Annotated in this window: 19 protein-coding genes and 1 pseudogene; 10 read left to right on the forward strand and 10 right to left on the reverse strand. The window is 73.5% G+C overall.

Annotated features, from left to right (window positions below; all coding sequences use genetic code 11):
* Nucleotides 1–38: 38 nt before the first annotated feature.
* From ACWCO8_RS26885 to ACWCO8_RS26895, 3 genes are all read right to left on the reverse strand, one after another.
* Entirely contained in the window at nucleotides 39–791 is a 753-nt protein-coding gene (locus ACWCO8_RS26885; RefSeq protein WP_451034574.1) for a VOC family protein, read from the reverse strand.
* A 186-nt stretch (nucleotides 792–977) separates the two neighbouring features.
* Nucleotides 978–1,667, reverse strand: a complete 690-nt coding sequence (locus tag ACWCO8_RS26890; protein ID WP_362007386.1) for a copper homeostasis protein CutC — start codon at nucleotides 1,665–1,667, stop codon at nucleotides 978–980.
* 70 nt (nucleotides 1,668–1,737) lie between these two features.
* Nucleotides 1,738–2,667, reverse strand: coding sequence for a hypothetical protein (locus ACWCO8_RS26895; protein ID WP_451034420.1), 930 nt, complete (start codon nucleotides 2,665–2,667; stop codon nucleotides 1,738–1,740).
* A 187-nt stretch (nucleotides 2,668–2,854) separates the two neighbouring features.
* Between ACWCO8_RS26895 and ACWCO8_RS26900 the strand changes: the two genes are divergently transcribed.
* From ACWCO8_RS26900 to ACWCO8_RS26910, 3 genes are all read left to right on the forward strand, one after another.
* Nucleotides 2,855–3,145: a heavy-metal-associated domain-containing protein gene (locus tag ACWCO8_RS26900; protein ID WP_362007391.1), complete on the forward strand. Its 291-nt coding sequence runs from the start codon at nucleotides 2,855–2,857 to the stop codon at nucleotides 3,143–3,145.
* Between the two features lie 89 nt (nucleotides 3,146–3,234).
* Nucleotides 3,235–5,520: a heavy metal translocating P-type ATPase gene (locus ACWCO8_RS26905; protein WP_451034421.1), complete on the forward strand. Its 2,286-nt coding sequence runs from the start codon at nucleotides 3,235–3,237 to the stop codon at nucleotides 5,518–5,520.
* 28 nt (nucleotides 5,521–5,548) lie between these two features.
* The gene (locus ACWCO8_RS26910; RefSeq protein ID WP_015035316.1) at nucleotides 5,549–5,830 is read left to right on the forward strand and encodes a metal-sensitive transcriptional regulator; all 282 of its coding nucleotides are present in this window, start codon (nucleotides 5,549–5,551) and stop codon (nucleotides 5,828–5,830) included.
* Nucleotides 5,831–5,849: 19 nt separating this feature from the next.
* Here ACWCO8_RS26910 and ACWCO8_RS26915 read toward each other — a convergent pair whose 3' ends face one another.
* On the reverse strand, nucleotides 5,850–6,005 hold the full coding sequence (locus tag ACWCO8_RS26915; protein WP_362007396.1) for a hypothetical protein: 156 nt from the start codon (nucleotides 6,003–6,005) through the stop codon (nucleotides 5,850–5,852).
* 103 nt (nucleotides 6,006–6,108) lie between these two features.
* On the opposite strand from ACWCO8_RS26915, the pseudogene ACWCO8_RS26920 reads away from it, so the two are divergent.
* The 7 genes and pseudogenes from ACWCO8_RS26920 to ACWCO8_RS26950 all read left to right on the forward strand — a co-directional run.
* Nucleotides 6,109–6,471: pseudogene (locus ACWCO8_RS26920) on the forward strand (BlaI/MecI/CopY family transcriptional regulator); the annotation flags it as partial.
* Nucleotides 6,472–6,647: 176 nt separating this feature from the next.
* Nucleotides 6,648–7,559: a M56 family metallopeptidase gene (locus ACWCO8_RS26925; protein WP_451034422.1), complete on the forward strand. Its 912-nt coding sequence runs from the start codon at nucleotides 6,648–6,650 to the stop codon at nucleotides 7,557–7,559.
* 136 nt (nucleotides 7,560–7,695) lie between these two features.
* Nucleotides 7,696–8,181 carry a GNAT family N-acetyltransferase gene (locus ACWCO8_RS26930; protein WP_451034423.1) on the forward strand — a complete coding sequence of 162 codons (486 nt, stop codon included), beginning with the start codon at nucleotides 7,696–7,698 and terminating at the stop codon, nucleotides 8,179–8,181.
* A 178-nt stretch (nucleotides 8,182–8,359) separates the two neighbouring features.
* A complete protein-coding gene (locus ACWCO8_RS26935) occupies nucleotides 8,360–9,238 on the forward strand; it encodes a class I SAM-dependent methyltransferase (RefSeq protein WP_451034424.1) in 879 nt (292 codons plus the stop codon).
* 41 nt (nucleotides 9,239–9,279) lie between these two features.
* Nucleotides 9,280–9,699 carry a Fur family transcriptional regulator gene (locus ACWCO8_RS26940; protein ID WP_451034425.1) on the forward strand — a complete coding sequence of 140 codons (420 nt, stop codon included), beginning with the start codon at nucleotides 9,280–9,282 and terminating at the stop codon, nucleotides 9,697–9,699.
* An 88-nt stretch (nucleotides 9,700–9,787) separates the two neighbouring features.
* Nucleotides 9,788–10,888 (forward strand): LuxR C-terminal-related transcriptional regulator, encoded by a 1,101-nt coding sequence (locus tag ACWCO8_RS26945; RefSeq protein ID WP_451034426.1) that lies wholly within the window; start codon nucleotides 9,788–9,790, stop codon nucleotides 10,886–10,888.
* 124 nt (nucleotides 10,889–11,012) lie between these two features.
* Entirely contained in the window at nucleotides 11,013–12,086 is a 1,074-nt protein-coding gene (locus ACWCO8_RS26950) for a helix-turn-helix domain-containing protein (protein WP_362007410.1), read from the forward strand.
* A gap of 129 nt (nucleotides 12,087–12,215) precedes the next feature.
* Here ACWCO8_RS26950 and ACWCO8_RS26955 read toward each other — a convergent pair whose 3' ends face one another.
* The 6 genes from ACWCO8_RS26955 to asnB all read right to left on the reverse strand — a co-directional run bounded on the left by ACWCO8_RS26955 (nucleotide 12,216) and on the right by asnB (nucleotide 19,270).
* Nucleotides 12,216–12,419 (reverse strand): hypothetical protein, encoded by a 204-nt coding sequence (locus ACWCO8_RS26955; RefSeq protein ID WP_384506627.1) that lies wholly within the window; start codon nucleotides 12,417–12,419, stop codon nucleotides 12,216–12,218.
* A 216-nt stretch (nucleotides 12,420–12,635) separates the two neighbouring features.
* On the reverse strand, nucleotides 12,636–13,994 hold the full coding sequence (gene mshA, locus ACWCO8_RS26960; RefSeq protein WP_451034427.1) for a D-inositol-3-phosphate glycosyltransferase: 1,359 nt from the start codon (nucleotides 13,992–13,994) through the stop codon (nucleotides 12,636–12,638).
* 62 nt (nucleotides 13,995–14,056) lie between these two features.
* On the reverse strand, nucleotides 14,057–15,622 hold the full coding sequence (locus tag ACWCO8_RS26965; RefSeq protein WP_451034428.1) for a class I tRNA ligase family protein: 1,566 nt from the start codon (nucleotides 15,620–15,622) through the stop codon (nucleotides 14,057–14,059).
* A gap of 68 nt (nucleotides 15,623–15,690) precedes the next feature.
* Nucleotides 15,691–16,437, reverse strand: coding sequence for an SDR family oxidoreductase (locus tag ACWCO8_RS26970; RefSeq protein WP_451034429.1), 747 nt, complete (start codon nucleotides 16,435–16,437; stop codon nucleotides 15,691–15,693).
* A 92-nt stretch (nucleotides 16,438–16,529) separates the two neighbouring features.
* Entirely contained in the window at nucleotides 16,530–17,465 is a 936-nt protein-coding gene (locus tag ACWCO8_RS26975; RefSeq protein WP_451034430.1) for a PrpF domain-containing protein, read from the reverse strand.
* On the reverse strand, nucleotides 17,462–19,270 hold the full coding sequence (asnB, locus tag ACWCO8_RS26980; RefSeq protein ID WP_451034431.1) for an asparagine synthase (glutamine-hydrolyzing): 1,809 nt from the start codon (nucleotides 19,268–19,270) through the stop codon (nucleotides 17,462–17,464). Before asnB ends, ACWCO8_RS26975 begins: the two co-directional genes overlap by 4 nt.
* Between the last annotated feature and the right edge of the window lie 45 nt (nucleotides 19,271–19,315).

Genomic DNA, 19,315 nt, shown 5'->3' on the forward strand with positions numbered 1-19,315 from the left:
CGAACCGGCCGCCGTCCCCCGGCCCGGACAGGGCGACGTCAGGCGGGCTGCTCCGGCTCGGACGCCGTGATGACGGAGAACGCGCCGCCCTGGGGGTCGGCCAGGACGGCCATGCGGCCGGCCGCCATGTCGAAGGCCGGGGCCAGGACCGTGCCGCCCGCGCGGACGGCGGCCGCCTGGACCTCGTCCACGCTGTCCACGTGGAAGTACGGCTGCCAGTGCGGCGGTACGCCCGGCGGAAGCGCGCTCAGGTCCATCATTCCGCCCACGGCACGGCCCGCGACCTGGAACTCGATGTACTCCTCCGCGCCGGGCATCTCGGACCGCGCCGTGGTGACGGGCAGGATCGCCGAGTAGAAGGCGGAGGCGGCCGGGAGGTCGCTGGTGACGACCTCGTTCCAGATCAGCGCGCCGTGCTCGTTGACGATGCCGGCGCCGGGGAAGGTGCCGGCCTGCCACAGGCCGATGACGGCGCCGGTCGGGTCGACCACCACGGCCATCCGCCCCAGCTCCATGACGTCCATGGCTTCCACCATGACCGTGCCGCCCGCGTCGGCGACGGACTTGACCGTGGACTCGAGGTCGTCGGTCGCCAGATACGTCGTCCACACCACCGGCGGCAGCGGGTCGGGCACCGTCCCGTCCGGGTTCATCGCCTTCATGATCCCCGCGACCGGCTGCCCCTTGAGGGTGCAGACGGAGTAGCCCCCCGTCTCCGCCGACCCGATCTCGCCCTGCCACCCGAAGAGGTCGCGGTAGAAGTCGAGGGCCGCCTGCTGATCGGGAACCATCAGGTCGATCCAGCACGGGGTGCCGGGCTTGTAGTGACCATGCTTTTCGGGCACGGGTGCCTCCGTCGATAGCGCTGCGGGGAAGAACGGTCCACCCCCTACCCGGCCCCGCCGCCCGAAATCGGGCCGTTCAGGTGACACCGCGGGCGCCTGGAGCGGGCAGGCGGAGGCCTCCGTGCCTCAGCGCTACGCGTCCAGAGCCTCGCGCCAGACCCGGACCGCTTCCGGGGAGACCGGGGCCGTCCAGCCGTGGGGGCGGGCCGCGCCGCCGATGTGGAAGGCGGAGAGGCCGGCGGTGCGGAGGTGGGGGAGGTGGTCGAGGCGGAGGCCGCCGCCCACCAGGATCTGGGGCTCGTAGCCGGGCTCGCCCGCGCGGGCCGCCTCCGCGAGGAGCACGGGGAGGCCGTCGTCGACGCCGGTCGGCGAGCCCGCCGTGAGGTAGGTGTCGAGGCCCGGCAGGTCCGCGAGCTGCTTGCGCAGGGCGTCGCGGTCGGGCGTGCGGTCGATCGCCCGGTGGAAGGTCCAGCGGCAGCCGTCCAGGACGGCGATCAGCCGCTCCACCGCCACCAGGTCGGCGTCGCCGTCCGGGGTGAGGAAGCCGAGGACGAACTCGTCCGCGCCCGCGTCCCGGAGGTCGGTCGCGCGGGCCACGAGCGCGTCGATGTCGCCCGCGGCGAAGCCGTCCGTCAGTCTGAGCATCACGCGCAGCGGGATGTCCACGGCGGCGCGGATCGCGGCGAAGCCGGTCCGCGACGGGGTCAGCCCGTCGGCCGCCATGTCGGTGACCAGCTCAAGGCGGTCCGCCCCACCGGCCTGGGCGGCGACCGCGTCCTCCTCGTCGAGGGCGATCACCTCTAGGACTGCACGGTTGCTCATCGAGCCCATTCCTCCATGAATGACGGCTACAGGTCTGCAGGGTCTACAGGTCTAGTCCAATGACCCCACCCTAGCCGTGCTCGTGGCCTCCCGCATCGTGCCCTGCCTCATCCGGCGTCGAGATCGCCGGCGCCCCGCCCTGCCCCGCCTGCACCGTGAACGCCGCCGTCCGCACCTTTCCGCCGTGCTGGAAGTCCAGGAACAGGCGGTACGACCCCGCGCTCGGCGCCGTCGCCGTGAAGGAGACGTCCGGGCCCGGGCCGCCCTCGTTGGGGTGGACGTGGAGGTAGGCGAGGTCGCCGGCGCGCAGGGCGACCAGGTGGCCGTACGCCCCGAGGTACGGCTCCAGGTCCGTCACCGGCTTCCCGGCCTTGCTGACCGTGAGCTTCAGTTCGCCCGCCCGGCCGGGGGCCAGGGTGCCGCCCAGATTCACCTCGTAGCCGTCCACCGTCGCCGTTCGCGTGGGCTTCGGCAGGGGCTGCGGGGCGCTCATGCCCGGTACGGACAGGTCCGCGCCCAGCGTGATGCCCTTCGCGTTCTTCGCCGCCGGCTTGAAGTCCGCGAAGGCCTTGTAGCCCCCGGCCGCCGGCAGGTCGACCGGCGTCGACCACGTGCCGTCCGCCGCCCGCACCGGGTGCAGGTGGCGGAAGACCGTCAGGTCGCGCGAGGCCACGATGAAGTGCAGCTCCTTGCCGTGCTCGGTCGTGTACGCGGTGACCTTCTTGCCGGCCGCGTCCTTGACCGCGAACTTCAGGACGCTCCTCCCCTGCGCCGGGGTCGGCGTCTCCAGGGCCAGCGTGTAGCCGCCCTCCGAGACCTGGAGGCCCCCGGCCACGGGGGCGTTCGCCGCGGGGGCCGCTTCCGCCTCCGCGTGTTCGCCGTGTGACGCCTTCGCCGGGGGCTCGCCCACGGGGCCGACGCCCTTGCCCACGCCGTACGCCGTCCCGAACGTCGCGGCGATCGCGGCGGCGAAGGCGGTGATCTTCACTCCGGTGTTCATGGCTGCTCTCCCGTACGTAAGTGGCCTGATGAGCGACCCGATGTCGTCCAGTTGCACTTCACCATACCCCTGGGGGGTATGGAGTCAAGCCGAGGCCGCCCTTGCGTTGGATACCACTGGGGGGTATACATGGACTCGTTCCCGGATACCCCCTCAGGGTATCTGCGCCCACCATGAGGAGGAACCCATGTCTTCCTGCTGTACTCCTGACGGCAGCTGCTCCACCACCGGCGAGACCGCCACCACCGCCACCGCCGTCGCCGAGAGCACCGCCACCGTCTACGCCGTGTCCGGCATGACCTGCGGGCACTGCAAGACCGCGATCACCACCTCCGTCTCCGCCCTCGACGGCGTCATCTCCGTGGACGTCGACGTCGCCGGCGGCCTGGTGACCGTGACCACCGGCGGCGCGCCCGACGACGCCGCGATCACCGCCGCCGTCGACGACGCCGGCTACGAGCTGACCGGCCGCGCCTGACGGCAGCGGCCCACGCCCCATTCCGGCCGCCGGGGCCCGTCCGCCCATGGGCCCCGGCCCCCGCACCCCGCAGTACCGAGGAGCAGGAAATGACCACCACCACCCCAGGCGCCGCCCAGGTCGAGCTCGCCATCGGCGGCATGACCTGCGCCTCGTGCGCCGCCCGGATCGAGAAGAAGCTCAACCGCATGGACGGGGTCGAGGCCACCGTCAACTACGCCACCGAGAAGGCGAAGGTCACCTTCGACGCCGACGCCGACATCTCCGTCGACGACCTCATCGCCACCGTCGAGGCCACCGGGTACACCGCCGCCGAGCCCAAGCCCGAGCGCCCCGCGAACAACGCCGACGACGACGGGCCCACCGACGACGAGAAGGCCGACGAAGAGCTCCGGCCCCTCAAGCAGCGGCTCGTCACCGCCGTCGCGCTCGCCGTCCCCGTCATCGCGATGGCGATGGTCCCGGCGCTCCAGATCGAGTACTGGCAGTGGCTCAGCCTCACCCTCGCGGCGCCGGTCGTCGTCTACGCCGCCTGGCCCTTCCACAAGGCCGCCTGGACCAACGCCAAGCACGGCGCGGCCACCATGGACACCCTGATCTCCGTCGGCACGATCGCCGCGTTCCTGTGGTCCCTGTGGGCGCTGTTCTTCGGCACCGCCGGTACGCCGGGCATGACCCACCCCTTCGAGTTCACGATCGCCCGCACCGACGGCGCCGGGAACATCTATCTCGAAGCCGCCGCCGGCGTCACCGCCTTCATCCTGGCCGGCCGCTACTTCGAGGCCCGCTCCAAGCGCAAGGCGGGCGCCGCCCTCAAGGCGCTCATGCAGCTCGGCGCCAAGGAGGTCACGGTCCTCAAGGACGGGCGCGAGATCACCGTGCCCACGAGCGAACTCCAGGTCGGGGACCGCTTCCTGGTCCGGCCCGGCGAGAAGATCGCCACCGACGGCACCGTCGTCGAGGGCTCCTCCGCCGTCGACGCGTCCATGCTCACCGGCGAGTCCGTACCCGTCGAGGTCGGCGTCGGCGACGCCGTCACCGGTGCCACCCTGAACGCCGGCGGCCGGCTCGTCGTCGAGGCCACCCGCATCGGCGCCGACACCCAACTGGCCCGGATGGCCAAGCTGGTGGAGGACGCCCAGAACGGCAAGGCCGCCGCCCAGCGTCTCGCCGACAGGATCTCCGCCGTCTTCGTCCCCGTCGTCATCGCGCTCGCGCTCGGCACCCTCGGCTTCTGGCTCGGCACCGGCGCCGGTCTGACGGCCGCCTTCACCGCCGCCGTCGCCGTACTGATCATCGCCTGCCCCTGCGCCCTGGGCCTGGCCACGCCGACCGCGCTCATGGTCGGCACCGGCCGCGGCGCGCAGCTCGGCATCCTGATCAAGGGGCCCGAGGTCCTGGAGACCACGCGCAAGGTCGACACGATCGTCCTGGACAAGACCGGTACGGTCACCACCGGCCGGATGACGCTCATCAAGGTCCACACCGCCGCCGGTACGGACGAGACGGACGTGCTGCGCCTCGCGGGCGCCCTGGAGCACTCCTCCGAGCACCCCATCGCGCAGGCCGTCGCCACGGGCGCCGCCGCCAAGGTCGGGACGCTCCCCACCCCCGAGGACTTCGCCAACCTCCCCGGGCTCGGCGTCCAGGGCGTCGTGGAGGGCCACGCGGTCCTCGTCGGCCGGGAGAAGCTGCTCACGGAGTGGGCGATGGAGCTGCCCGCCTCGCTCAAGTCCGCCAAGGAGGCGGCCGAGACGGCGGGGAAGACCGCGATCGCCGTCGCCTGGGACGGCGAGGCCCGCGCGGTCCTGGAGGTCGCCGACGCCGTCAAGGAGACCAGCCCCGAGGCGATCCGCCGACTGCGCGGCCTCGGCCTCACCCCGATCCTCCTCACCGGCGACAACAAGGCGGTCGCGGAGGCCGTCGCCGCCGAGGTCGGCATCGACGAGGTCATCGCGGAGGTCATGCCGCAGGACAAGGTCGACGTCGTCAAGCGGCTGCAGGCGGAGGGGCGTTCGGTGGCCATGGTCGGCGACGGGGTCAACGACGCCGCCGCGCTCGCCCAGGCCGACCTGGGCCTGGCGATGGGCACCGGCACGGACGCCGCGATCGAGGCGGGCGACCTGACGCTCGTACGGGGAGACCTGAGGGCCGCGGCCGACGCGATCCGGCTCTCCCGGCGCACGCTCGGCACGATCCGCTCGAACCTGTTCTGGGCCTTCGCCTACAACGTGGCCGCCCTGCCGCTCGCCGCGGCCGGACTGCTCAACCCGATGATCGCGGGCGCCGCGATGGCCTTCTCCTCGGTCTTCGTCGTCGGCAACAGCCTGCGCCTGCGCGGCTTCCAGGCCGCCGACAAGCAGCTCGACAAGTAGAGCTCGACAAGCAGCCGAGGAGCCTGCCATGGCCGGGTACGGACAGCACAAGGAAGACATCATCAGACGCCTGAGGCGCATCGAGGGGCAGGTGAGGGGGGTGCAGCGGATGGTCGACGAGGACGTCTACTGCATCGACGTCCTGACCCAGGTCTCCGCGATCAACGCGGCGCTGCAGTCCTGCGCCGTGGCCCTCCTGGACGAGCACCTCAGCTGCTGCGTGACCGAGGCGATCGCCCAGGGCGGGGACCAGGCGAAGGTGAAGGTGGGCGAGGCGTCGAAGGCGATCGCCCGGCTGATCAGGACGTAGGCGCAGCGCCTCGCGGGGCTCAACCGCCCTTGCGTGAAGGGCAGTCGGCGGTCACGGTGACGCTCAGGCGGAGACAGAGCCCGAGCACCGCCCGGAGGAGCGTCAGCTCCACCGAACCGGGCAGACCGGGGCCGCAGACCTTCGCGCAAGGGCGGTTCTTCATGAGGGTCGACATCCGGTCATCGTACCCCTAGGGGGTATATCTGCGCCGGGTTGACGGCCCGTACGATGGGCCGCCCCCATGGGGACGCGAGGGGGATCGAGGGGAGGGGATCCGCGTGCGCCGACTGGGCGAGCTGGAGGCGGAGATCATGGACCGGCTGTGGGCCTGGCAACGGCCCGCCACGGTCCGCGAGATCGTCGACGACATCAATCTGGGGCGCAGGGTCGCCTACACGACGGTGATGACGGTGGCGGACATCCTCCACCGCAAGGGCTGGCTCCGTCGCGAGAAGGCGGGCCGCGCCTGGCTGTACGAACCGGTCCGCAGCCGCGAGGAGTACACCGCGGCCCTCATGCAGGACGCCCTCGGCGACAGCGCCGACCGCCCGGCCGCGCTCCTCCGTTTCGTGGAGACCATCTCCCCCGAGGACATGCGCGCCTTGGACGCGGCGCTGCGGATGGCGCGCGGGGGCGGGGAGCCCTCGGCCCCGGGGCAGGACGGGCCGGGGGTGGGCGGTCCCGGTCGCCGCGACAGCACGGAGGGCGGCCCGGGTCGCGGCGGCCCTGGCGGCGGCGCGCGCGGCGCCGACGCGCCCCGTGGTGACCACCAGCCGCTCGGCGACTCGTCCCGCCGCGAACTGCCCGGCGGTGACGCGTGAGTCATCACGTCCTGCTGCCGCTCGGGCTCGCGTTCGTCTGTGGGGTGCTGATCCCCTGGCTCCTCGTACGGGCCCGCTGGGCGCAGCAGGTGCCGCGGCTCGGGCTCGCGGTGTGGGCGGTGATCGGGGCCGTGTTCGCCGGGGCCGCCGCTCTGCTGCCCGCCCAGCTCGTCCTCGACGGGGACAGCAGCCACCGGCTGACCGACCGGGTCGTCACCCTCGCCCTCCCCTCCCCCGCCGCGCTCCTCGACCTGACCGCCCGCCAGTACACGGCCGCCGGCCTGGCCCTCGCCGTCCTCGCGCTGCCCACCGCCGGTTTCGTACGGGAGCTGCTGCGCGCCCGCCGCTCGCGACTGCGGCACGCGGGCGTCCTGCGCCTGGTCGGGCGGTACGACCCGGACCTGCGGGCCACCGTGCTCGACCACGCCCGCCCCGCCGTCTACTGCCTGCCGGGCCGTTCCCGGCGCGTCGTCGTCTCCTCCGGCGCCCTCGACACCCTCACCGCACCCCAGTTGGCGGCCGCGCTCGCGCACGAGCGGGCGCACATCGCCGGACGGCACCACCTCCTCGTCGCGGCGACGGAGGCCTTCGCGACCGTCTTCCCCCGCCTCCCGCTCGCCCGCCACGGCGGAACCGCCGTACCGCTGCTGCTCGAAATGGCCGCCGACGACCGGGCGTTGCGCCGCTGCTCGCGCGACGCGCTCGCGACGGCGCTGTACGCGCTCGCGGCCGGCCAGGCGCCGCGCGAGGCGTTCGCGGCGGGCGGGCCTTCGGCCGCGCTGCGGATGCGGCGCATTCTCACTCCGTACAGCGCGGGACACCCCGTGCTGCGCGGCCTGCTCGCGATCTCGACGGCCGCGGGGGCGATGGCTCCGTTGATCGTCGCGTGTTGTTCCGTACCCGGATAAGCGACTCGTTTCAGCGGCTCATTACTAAGTGAATTCGTAGATTTCACATCGGTCACCATCCGTCCCGCGGCCCTGAATTCCCGGCTAGTGTGGGTATGTTGACGCTGGGGCTCGGCACGTCGAAGGGTACGAACCAATGCAGCTGGCTGACGTGCGGGCGGCGGCGGCCGCCGACGCGGCGACGATATCCAGGCTGCTGGCGGATGCCATTCGGGGCAGTTACCACGAAATCCTCGGTGAAATCCCGGTGCACCGACTGGTGTCCACCCAATGCGCACTTCCCCGCATCCGCGCGGAAATTGAAATTCCGGGTGGCGCGCCCGGCTGGCTTGGCTGGCTCGTGGCCACGGGCGAGGACGGCACGATCGTCGGCGCGGCGGCCGGCGGGGTCCCGGTACCGGGCGAGGGCGAGGTGTACGCGCTCGCCGTGGCGGAGAACTCGCGCCGACGGGGCGTCGGCTCGGCGCTCCTGGGCGCGGCGACGGAACGGATGCGCGGGTTCGGGGCGGTCGCGCAGCGCGTGACGCTCCCCTCGGACGCGGACAAGGACCCGTCCCTCCCCTTCTACGAGAGCCAGGGCTTCGCCCCCCTCAACCCCACGCGCCTCGGCCGCCCGCTGTAACTCCCGCTCCTCGCAGGGCTCCTCGCTTGGCAGATGAACGCCATCGCGTGTTCACGCCGCCGCCGAACCTGGAAGCGGCACGCTCTCCCCCGGCACCATGGACGCGCGACGCGGTCGCCCGGCGGCACGGGTTCCCGCTTCGCGGACGGCATGGACCGAGCGAGCCCCTGGAGGAGCGATGCAGACACCGAGCGGCGCCGCGCTCGCGCCGGTCCTGCCGTCCCGATACGACCCCCACACCGACGCGCTCCGGGGCCTCGAGTCCGTCTCCCCCTGGGGCGAGGACGCCGTCTGGCTGTACGACGCCCTCCTCGGGCCCCACAGTGCCGACATCCTCCGCTACCTCGACCTCGCCCGCGCCACGACCACCGGTACAACCAGCAGCCCCGTTCTCGACCTGGGCTCCGGCGCCGGGCGCCTCGCCGTCCCGTTCGCCCGGCACGGCTTCGCCGTCGAGGCCGTCGACCGCGACCCCGCCGCCCTGGCCCGGCTCGACGCCTGGGCGCGGCGCATCGGCCCCCAGGTCGCCCGGCTCGTCCTCACCACGCGCGCCGACCTCACCGAACTCCGCCTGCACCGCAGTTACCGCCTCGCGCTCCTGGCCGGCGCCATGGTCTCCGCCGTACCGCCGCGCGCCCGCCCCGCGCTGCTCCGCGAGATCGCCACGCACCTGGACACCGGCGGCGCCCTCGCCCTCGACTACACCTCCCACCTGCGCCACGGCCTCGTCACCGAGCCGTCGCGCACCTGGACCTTCCAGGTCCCCCGGTTCGACGGGGTCGACGAGTGGGTGGTCGCCCGGCAGGTCTTCGACCTGCCCACGATGAGCGAGCGGATCACCTACTACGCGGCCAGGACCGGCAAGCGCTCCCACGAACGGGTCGTGCTCACCACCGACAAGTGGATCGTCGACCCCGAACGCCTCGCGGCCGAGCTGCGCTCCGCGGGCCTGCACATCGAGGGACGGCGGCGGCACCGTATCGACGAACGGACCGAGAGCGTGCTCCTCATCTGCCGCGCCGGGGAGACAAGAGGTACGATGCCCGCAAAAGTTTGAGCCGACCAGATCGACCGTGCCGGGCGGAGAAGATGGCAGTCGTGGAAGAACTCTCGGACCGCGAGGCGGTGATCCAGCGCCTGCGCGACGTGGGCCTCCGGGTCACGGGCCCCCGCCTCGAGGTGCTCACGGTGCTCGCCTCCGCAGGCCATCTCGACGTGGAGGCGATCGCCGCCGCCGCGCGCGAACGCCTCGGCACGCTCACCAGCCAGGCCGTGTACGAGATGCTGCGGCACTTCCAGGAGACCGGCCTGGTCACCAAGTTCGACCGGCCCGGCCTGCCCGCCGTCTTCGAGATCTCGGGGACCCCGCACCAGCACGCCCTCTGCGTCCGGTGCGGCCGCGTGGAGAACGTCGACGCGCCCGCCCCCAAGCCCCCGCGCGGCGCCCTGCCCGGCTGGCGGACCAGCGACGCCGAGATCGTCTTCAAGGGGCTGTGCCCCGACTGCGCGGCCGGTTGAACCCCGTGCGGGGCGTTCGAATGTGTGGCAGGGTCTAGCGGGGCGATTCAACGGGACCCGTACGGGTCCGGGGGGAGTCTGCTGCTCAGTGTCCAAACACGCCACCGGGACGCGCACGGGAAGCGAACAGGCTCTCGCGGTCTACCTCGAACTCCGTGCCCGGCCCACCGCCGTCTTCGACGACGTCGCGGACGGCCTCGGGCTCTCCGCCACCGACCGGCAGCGCTGCCGCGCCGAACTCACCGCCCTCGGCCTGATCGAACCGGCGCCGGAGCACCCTGAGGCGCAGACCCAGACCACACCGCCGGAACCCCCTGAGGCCCAGACCCCGGCGGAGCACCCTAACGCCCAGGCCCCGCCCGCCCCGCAGGCCGTCGTCGAGCCCGACGTCGCGCTCGTGCGGCTCCTCCAGCGTGAGCGGGAGCGGTTGGAGCACCGGCTCGCCGAGACCAGCCGGGCCCAGACCACCCTCGCCACGCTGGCGGGACCGTTCCTCCGGGCCGGCACGGCGCCCCGCTCCGCCGTCGACGTCGAGGTCGTCGCCGACCCCGCGCGCGTACGGCAGGAACTGGCCGCGCTCGGCGACTCGGTCCGCGTCTCCGTGCACTCCATGCACACGGGCTCGGTACGGCGCGAGGACATGGCCGCCGAGCTGGCGCGCGACCGGGCCCTGAGCGGGCGTGGGGTGCGCGTCCATGCGATGTACAGCCGCCGGATCAGTTCCGTACCGGACATGGCGCAGCACCTGGAGGAGCGGGCCGCGCTCGGCGTGGAGATCCGGCTCTCCCCCGTCGTGCCGATGAACATGGTGCTCGCCGACGAGAACTTCGCCCTGCTGCCCACCGATCCCCACGACCCGGACTCCGCCTCCCTCCTGGCGCGCGGGCCCGGCCTGGTCCGCTCGTACCTCGCCCTCTACGCGTACTGCTGGCAGGCCGCCGGCCGGTACGGCGACGAGGAGAAGCCCGAGCGCGGTGGCGACGGGCTCTCCGAGCAGCAGCGGGCGGCCCTGCGGATGCTCGCCTCCGGCATCAAGGACGAGCAGATCGCGAAGAACCTCGGGGTGTCGCTGCGGACCGTCAGCCGGCTGCTCTCCGAGGTCATGCACGAACTGGGCGCCGCCAGCCGCTTCGAGGCCGGGGTGAAGGCGGCCAGGCTCGGGCTGCTCGACGGCGAGGGCGAGGCGTGACGAGCGACCGTGACGCACGGCAGTGACGCACGACACATCCAAGATCGGCATCTCGGCTCGTCGCCGGACCCTGTGACAAGGTGAGGCGGGGCGGCGACTCGGACGAAGAGGGGGTCACTTCGCCATGGTCACGGACGCGGGCACCGGCACGACGGACAGCGCGATCGACGCGCCCGGGCGGGATGACGACGTCCTGACCCTCTATCAGGAGCTGCGCAGGCGCGGAGTATCGGGCTTCGGCGAGGCGTACGCGGACTTACGGCTCGCGCCCGAGGAGTACGAGCGATGTCGTGACGCCCTCGTCCAGCTGGGCCTGATCGTGCCGACCGGCGCCGCGCACGCCACCGTCACCGCCGTCCAGGACGGCAGTTGGCGCTCCGACACCGATGTCGTCGCCGCGGTCGACCCCGAGATCGCGCTGCTGCGGCTCCTCGAACGGGAGCGGGAGCGGCTGCGCGAGCACCTCGCCGAGGCCGACCGGGCGTACAGCACCCTGGAGACCCTGGCCGGCACCTTCCTGCGGGCGGACGCGCTGACCCGGGCGGAGGCGGAGGTCGAGGCGCTCACCGACTACCGCCGCATCCAGCAGGCGATCGAGGACATCACCGATGTGATGCAGGAGAGTTCGGCCTCCCTGCACCCCGGGACGCCCGGGCGCCAGAACCCGGAGCGGATGCTCGACCGCGACCGCCGGCAGATCGGCAACGGAGTGCGGGTCCGCGCCATCTACGGGCGGCAGGAGGCGGCGCTCCCGGAGATGGCGGAGTTCCTCGGCCGGCGCGCCGAGCTGGGGGTGGAGATCCGGCTCGCCCCGTCCGTCCCGCTGAACCTGATCATCGCCGACCGGCAGTTCGCCCTGGTGCCCATCCGCCCCGAGGACCCCGGCGAGGGCGCGATCCTGGCCCGGGGCAGTGCGCTCGTACGGCCGTATCTGAGCCTGTACGAGCACTGCTGGCACACGGCCACGCCGTACGGCGACGACGCGGCGCCCGAGCGGGGCGGCGACGGGCTCTCGGAGCAGCAGCGGGCGGCGCTGCACATGCTCGCGTCGGGAATGAAGGACGAGAAGATCGCCCGCACGCTCGGGGTGTCGCTGCGGACGGTGAGCCGGATGATCTCCGAACTCATGCAGGAACTGGGCGCGTCGAGCCGATTCGAGGCGGGGGCGCGCGCGGTTCGCCTCGGCTGGCTGGACTGACCGCGGGAGAATTCGGGGCCCGGACACGGGTCGGGCCCCGCAATCGCGCGCGGCGATCGCGGGGCCCGATTCGACTCCCCGGTACGAATTCCGTTCGGCAGGTGCTCAGTGGATACGTCGATCAGGTGGTCAGTTGACGGTCGGGGCCGGGGACGGCGGCGGGACGGGCCAGCCGTTGTCCTGACCGTCGGCCACCATGCGCGGGCCGACGGGCGCGGTGTCGTCGGGGGCCGCGACCAGCGCCGCGCCACCGGCGACGGCCGTACAGGCCACGATCGCGACGGCGAACTGGCGGACCGTCTTCCGAATACCCGCTATACGCGCAGCAGACATGTTTCCTCCAGGAGTTGGAATGCGAATTCCGACTTCGGGGGCCCGTGCCGCCGGGCGCTCCCTGAAGACATCTCCATATTGGCCCGCACCGGGAAAGGGATCCAGAGTTTCTCCATGCGTGGATCCGCCATGGCGTGGATGCGTCAATACGCCTGTGCGGTATCGGAATTGAGGGATCCGGAGCGATCCACATCTTTGGTCCGACCAAAACAAATGCTAGACTCGTGCGACGGCCTTCTCGTTCCTCCAGGAGAGAGGGGCCGCCGGGGCAGGGGCGTGCCGCCGCCCCTGCCCCATCCGCGCGCTGTCCCGACGCGCCGCCTCGTACACCTCGACCGTCCGCGCGGCCGAGGCCCGCCAGCTCATCCCCCGGGCGTGCGCGACCGCCGCCTCCCCCATCGTCGCCCCCGCCCGGGGATGCGCCGCGAGCCACCGCAGCCGGCGGGCGTACTCCAGCGGGTCATGGCCGCGCACGAGCATTCCGGTCACCCCGTCCCACACCGCCGTCGGCAGCCCGCCGACCGCCGCCGCGAGCACCGGCGTCCCGCACGCCTGCGCCTCCAGGGCCACCAGACCGAAGGACTCGCTGCGCGAGGGCACCACGAGCACATCGGCCGCCCGGTACCAGTCCGCGAGCCGCTCCTGCGGTACGGGAGGGCTGGGCCGCAGCACATCGTCGACCCCGAGCTCCCGCGCGAGCCGCCAGGCCGAACCCTCCCGGGTCGCCCCCGAGTGACCCCCGATCACCGGGACGAGCAGCCTGCGGCGCAGCTCCGGGGCGAGGAACAGCAGCTCCGCCACGGCCCGCACGAGCACGTCCGGCCCCTTCAGGGGCTGGATGCGGCCGGCGTAGAGGGGCACGAAGGCGTCGGCGGGCAGTCCGAGACGGGCCCGGGCTGCCGCCCGGCCGCCCTCGCGCGGGCCGAAGGTGCGCAGGTCAACGCCGGGCCGTACGACCTCCGTGCGCGGTCCCGCGGCCCCGTACAGCGAGGCGAGGGCCGCCGCCTCGTCGGCCGTGTTGGCGATCAACCGGTCCGCGGACTCGACCACTTGGTGCTCGCCGCGGATCCGCAGCTCGGGCTCGGGGGTGTCGCCCGCCGCGAGGGCCGCGTTCTTCACCCGGGCCAGGGTGTGCGCGGTGTGGACCAGGGGTATCCGCCAGCCGGCCGCGGCGATGCGCCCGGCCTGCCCGGAGAGCCAGTAGTGGGAGTGGACCAGGTCGTAGCGGGCGCTCTCCTTGAGCAGGGCGAGCGAGAACGGGACGACGAGCCCGGGCATGGCCTCCTTGGGGAGCGCCCGGCGCGGCCCGGCGTGCAGATGCCGGACCCGGACCCCGGGGGCGAGCTCGACCAGCGGGGGCCGGCCCTCGCCCCGGCAGCGGGTGAACAGGTCGACCTGGGCGCCCTGTTCGGCGAGGGCGCGGGAGAGTTCGACCATGTAGACGTTCATGCCACCGGCGTCCCCGGTGCCCGGCTGGTGCAGCGGGGAGGTGTGGACGCTGAGCATGGCGACGCGCAGGGACACGTGGGGCTCCTGGGGAGGCGGGCCACGTGCCCCCGCGCGTCGCGCGCGCACGGTCCACGCGGCAGGGATGGGTGGGACGGCGCTGGGGTGGGGGGCGCTGGGGGTGTGGTCCGTCAGAAACCGAACACCGGTCCCGACGGTGGGGCGAGACGCGTACCCGGCGTGGGCGGGGTGAGCGCCGTCGCGTCGATCGGGCCGCCCGGCTCGGTCTTGAGCGCGGCGGCCAGGCGGTCGGCGCCCTCCGGCATCACCGGACGCGCCCACGCCGAGAGCGCCGAGGCGACCGCCAACTGGGCGGCCAGTGCGGGCAGATGGGGGCAGGCGGTGGTGGGCCGGCAGCGTTCGTGGGCGTTGACGTGGCCGAAGTCGGCCACCGAGCGGACCATCTCGTCGAGGACGGCGACCGCGCGGCGCGGGTCGAAGGCATCGGGGCCGTACGCCTCGCGCAGGTCCTCCACCGCCCGGCCCAGCCGCCGTTCCAGGACCTCCCAGCCGGTGCCGCCGGGCAGCGCCTGCGGGGTGAGACCGGCGCACTCCTCGCGTACGGCGGAGAAGAGCCGGGCGAGCCAGCTGTTCCAGCTCTCGTCGAGCTCGTGGCGGGCCGCGGCGAGCCGGTCGCGGTGGAAGACCGTGCGGCGGCCCAGCGGGCGGGCCTGGAGCACGTGCCGGCGCAGGGTGTCGGAGCCGTACTCGGTGAGCAGGTCGAGCGCCCAGACGTTGCCCTCCTGGACGCCCTCCTCGACGACGTACGACTCGTTGACGCAGAAGTCCTGCGGCAGCTTGATGTCCTGGGCGAGGAGCAGCACCGGCAGCAGCACGGCGTGGCAGAAGGCGTGCCCGAAGCCGCAGAAGTGGATGGCGCGGCGCGGCAGCGGGCCCTTGGGGTCGTAGCCGAAGAGGTGCATGGCGGCGGCCTCGAAGCAGCCGTCGATCCGGTGCTCGGGGAAGCCCTCGACGGGCACCTGGAGCCCCCACTCGGCCGGGTGGCCGACGGCGATGTCCGGCAGCCCGTCCTCCACGAGCGACTCGCACAGCGCGGCGAGCCGGGGCGGGAGACCGGCGGTGGCCCAGTAGTCGGCGAGCGCCTCGCGGAACGGTTCGAGGGGGACGTAGAGCCGGCGGCAGCGGCGCGACAGGGCGGGCGTCTCGCAGAGCGAGCAGCGGGCCTCGATCAGGTCGCCGCCGTCGTTGGGGCGCGCGCACTCGTGGCACATCCCGCCGCCGCTGACCGCGCCGCAGTGCGGGCAGGTGCCGGTGACGTGGGCGCCGTACAGCCACCGCTCGCACGGCTCGCAGTAGGGCAGCAGGCGCGTGCGGGGCGCGATGACCCCCTGCGCGTACAGCCTGCTGAAGAGCTCCTGCACCCAGCGTCCGTAGCCCCGGTCCCGGCGCGGCCGCACGATGTGGTCGAACTCCACACCGGAGCGCAGCCAGTCGGCGGTGATCGCGGCGCGGTAGCCCTCCGCGACCTCCTCGGGCTTGCGGTGCAGCCGCAGCGCCCGGACCTCGACGGAGCTGGCGTGGTCGGCGGTGCCGGTGGTGAACCGCACGGGCTCGCCCTCGGCGCGCAGGAACCGGGTGAGGACGTCGGCGGCGACGTACGGCCCCGCGAGATGACCGATGTGCAGTTCGCCGTGGGTGGCCGGAGGGGTCGCGGTGATCCAGACGGGGGTGGTCATGGGACCTCCTTGATGAGCTGCTGGGTGCTGCTCCGAGGCTCAGCGAAGATCAGCGAGTTCAGCGGGTTTCAGCGGGGCTCGAAATGGAAGGAGCGGATGAAGCAGTCGCGGGGCTGCTCGACGGCGTACACGACGCATTCGAAAAGGGCCTGCGTGGTGAGCTTCTCGTCGGGGCCGATTCCGTCCGCCGACGTCACTCCCTCCCATTCCGCGAACCTCGGGTCCGAGGTGGAGAAATCGGGCGGATAGAGGGAGAAGACGCGGACGCCGGAGGGGCGCAGGCGGCGCGCGAGAATGTCGGCGAAGCCCGCCTGCGCGCTCTTCGCCGCCCAGAACGCCTCGTGCGCGCCGCCGGTGGCGGCCGAGGCGCCCTCGGCGTCGCGGACGGCCACCATGTTGACGATGTCGGGCCGGTGCGAGCCGCGGAGCAGCGGCAGGAAGTGCTTGACCATCAGGACCGTGCCGCCCGCCGTCGACTCGATCGTCTCGACGATCTCCTCGTCGCCGGCCGCCTCCAGGTCGATGGCGTCGAGCCAGCGGGCACCGTTGTTGACGAGCAGGTCGACGCGGTCGGTGCGCTCGCGGACCTGGGCGGCGAACTCCCGGATCTCGGCGGGCCGGCTCAGGTCGCAGCCGAAGGCGTGGATGCGATCGCGGGCGGATCCCATGACTTCCGTACGGGTGCGCTCGGCGGCCTCGACGGTTCGGGCCGACACATAGACCTCGGCGCCGAGATGGGCGAATCCGACGGCGAGGGCGCGGCCGAAATAGCGGGAGGCTCCGGTCACGACGACACGCAGGTTCTCGAATTTCATTCTGGTCCGCTCTCCCCATGAATACCGATTTCCGGTCGTCATTCAGCGTGACAGAGGAAAGGCGGCCCAGGCCCGGTGAGAGGGGTGCGCATTCACGCCGTTGCGTGGATACGCCAGGGCAGTTCGAGCCGTTCGAGCACGGTCGCCCGCTTGTGCCGTACGGCGATGTGGTCGGCGTCGGCGGAGACGCTGACGGTCCGCCCGCCGGGGGTCCGCACGGGCCGTCCGGCGAGGTCGGGTACGACGGTTCCGGGCAGCGCCCCGGCGGCGGCGAGGGCGGCCGCCCCGGTGAGCGCGAGGCGGGGGTGCCAGCCGCCGACGGTGAGGGCGCGGACGGCGATCCCGGTGGGGTGCGGCGCGAACGCGGCGACCTTGGGCAGCGCGGAACCCTCGTCGTACCCGAGGAGCCGGGCGGCATGGGCGCGCAGCGCGAGGAGGGCGTGGCGGACGTCGTCCCCGGCCCGGAAGAGTGCGCGGCCGGTCGGGAGGCCGAGGTGCCGGGCGTCCACGAAGACGTACGGGTTCCCGTACCGGACGAGGGAGACGGGCACCCCGCCGAGGACACGGACGACGTCGACCGGGCGGCCGGTGGGGAGGGTGCCGGGGGCGGTGGGGGCGCGGAGGAAGGCGAGGGTGGTCTCCCCCGGCCGTTCAGGGGTGCAGCGGACCAGGTCGCCCGTCGTCAGCGCGTGGACCGTGACCGGGCCGGGGCGGGCGGCGGCCACCACGCAGGCGAGGAGCGAGTGGCCGCAGCCGGTACGGAAGTCGAAGGCGCCGCCCGGGAGGGCCTGCACGAAGCGGTAGTCGAGGTCGGCGCCCGGGCGGGCGGACGGTCCGTACAGCGCGATCTTGTTCACGCGCCCGTACGGCGTGCGGGCCAGGGCCGCGCGCAGGGCGGCCAGTTCGCGGGTGACCGCAAGCGCGCCCGGTGGCAGGCGCTCCACCTCGACGACGAGCGTCGGCCCGGGCGCGTCCTCGGCGCGCACGACGGCGACCTCGACGAGCCCGCAGGCACTCCGGTCGCTCACGCCACGCAGCCCACCGGGATCCGCATGCCCTGGACCACGTCCGTCCACAGCTCGTGGACCGCGAGGGCCCAAAGTGCCTGGGCGTCGCGCTGGTTGGGGCGTTCCAGCTGGCGGGCGAGGAGCCCCCGCACGCGGTCGGCGCGGAGCTTCCCGCCGAGGACGAGCCGGGCCGGCGAGAGGAGTTCGCGGACCGTGTCGAGGAGCGGGCTGCCCGGGGTCAGCATCGCCGCGACGGGGAGCGTGAACGGCTGCTTGGGCCGGGCGAGCACCGACGGCGGCAGGAGCTCGCGCCCCGCCTCGTACAGCGCCCGCTTGCCGCGCAGCGCCCCCGGGGGCAGGGCGCGCGCGTGCGCGACGACCCCGGGCTGGCAGAACGGCAGCCGGGTCTCCACGGCCCAGGCCATCGACAGGTGGTCGACGCGCCGCAGGTGGTACGCGGGGAGCCGCCAGCGCGTCTCGAAGGCGGTCAGCGCCGTGGCCCGGTCGGGTCCGCACGCGCGCAGCTCCTGCTCGATCCGGTCGGCTGCGGAGCCGTGTTCGGCGATGTAGGCGCGGTACGCGGGGGTGTAGAGGTGCTCGCGCAGCAGCCGGGGCGCGGCCGAGAGCGCGTCCACGTAGGCCGGGACCCACTCGGGCGTCTCCAGGGCGGTCCGCATCCGTTCGTACCCGCCGAACAGCTCGTCCGCTCCGTCCCCGGCGAGCGCGACCGTGAAGCCGGCCTCCCGTACGGCGCGGAACAGGGCGTACGTCGAGAGGGCGATCGGGTCGGCGTTGGGCTGCCCGAGATGGCGGACCGTACGGGTCAGGAGCGAGCCGAACTCGTCCGGGTCGAGGGCGACTTCGTGGTGGACCGTGCGCGCGCGGCGGGCGACGGAGCGGGCGTGGGCGGCCTCGGAGTCGGGCCAGCGGCCGCGGTAGGTGAGGTGGAAGGTGTGGAGCGGGGGCGCGTCGGTCTCGCGGGCGTACTCGGCGGCGAGGGCCGTGACGAGCCCCGAGTCGAGCCCGCCGCTCGTGATCGCGCACACGGGCAGCTCGGACTCGGCGAGCCTGCGGACCTCCCGCCGCAGCACGTCCTGCGTGCTCGAATCCCCAGCGGTGGCCCGGTGCGGAGCCCGGCGCCGTACGAGCGGGCGGCAGCCCGGCCGTACGACGGCGGTGGCGCCCGGCGCGAGGACCTCGATGCCGTCGAGGGCGGTCCGGGACGAGAAGGAGGTACGGGTGGCGAGGACCGTGTCGAGGGAGTCCTCGCGCGGGGCGATCCGTACGCCCTCGAAGGCGAGCAGGGCCGGGATCTCGGAGGCGAACCGCGTGGTGCCGTCCGCCGGGTCGTGGTGCCAGTGGACCGGCTTCATGCCCATGTCGTCGACGGCGAGGACGAGTTGGGTCCGACCGGGCCTGAGGTCGAGGACGGCGACGGCGAACATGCCCTCCAGGTGCTCGGCGAACGCGGGGCCGTACTCGGCGTAGAGCGCGGGCAGCACCGTGCCGTCGCAGCGGTCGGGGAAGCGGTGGCCCCGGGCGGCGAGGTGCAGGCGGAGCTCGGTGTGGTTGTAGAGCTCACCGTTGAGGACGGCGAGGATCCCGGGCAGGTGCGGTAGCCGGTACGGCTGCTGTCCGCCGCAGGGCTCGGTGACGGCGAGCCGGTCGCAGCCGAGCGACCAGCCGGCCCCGCTGAGCACGTGGTGTTCGTCGGGGCCGCCGTGGCGCTGGCGCGCGGAGACGGCGGCGAGTTCGGCCGCGTCGGGCCGGGCTGCTGCCCCACCGCCCCCCGCACCGGCTGCCAGGTTGCCGAAGATCCTGCACATGTCGGTCGCCTCCGGGTCGTCCGTTTCCCTACCCGCTCATTGATT

The organism is Streptomyces sp. NPDC001927, from assembly GCF_053594455.1.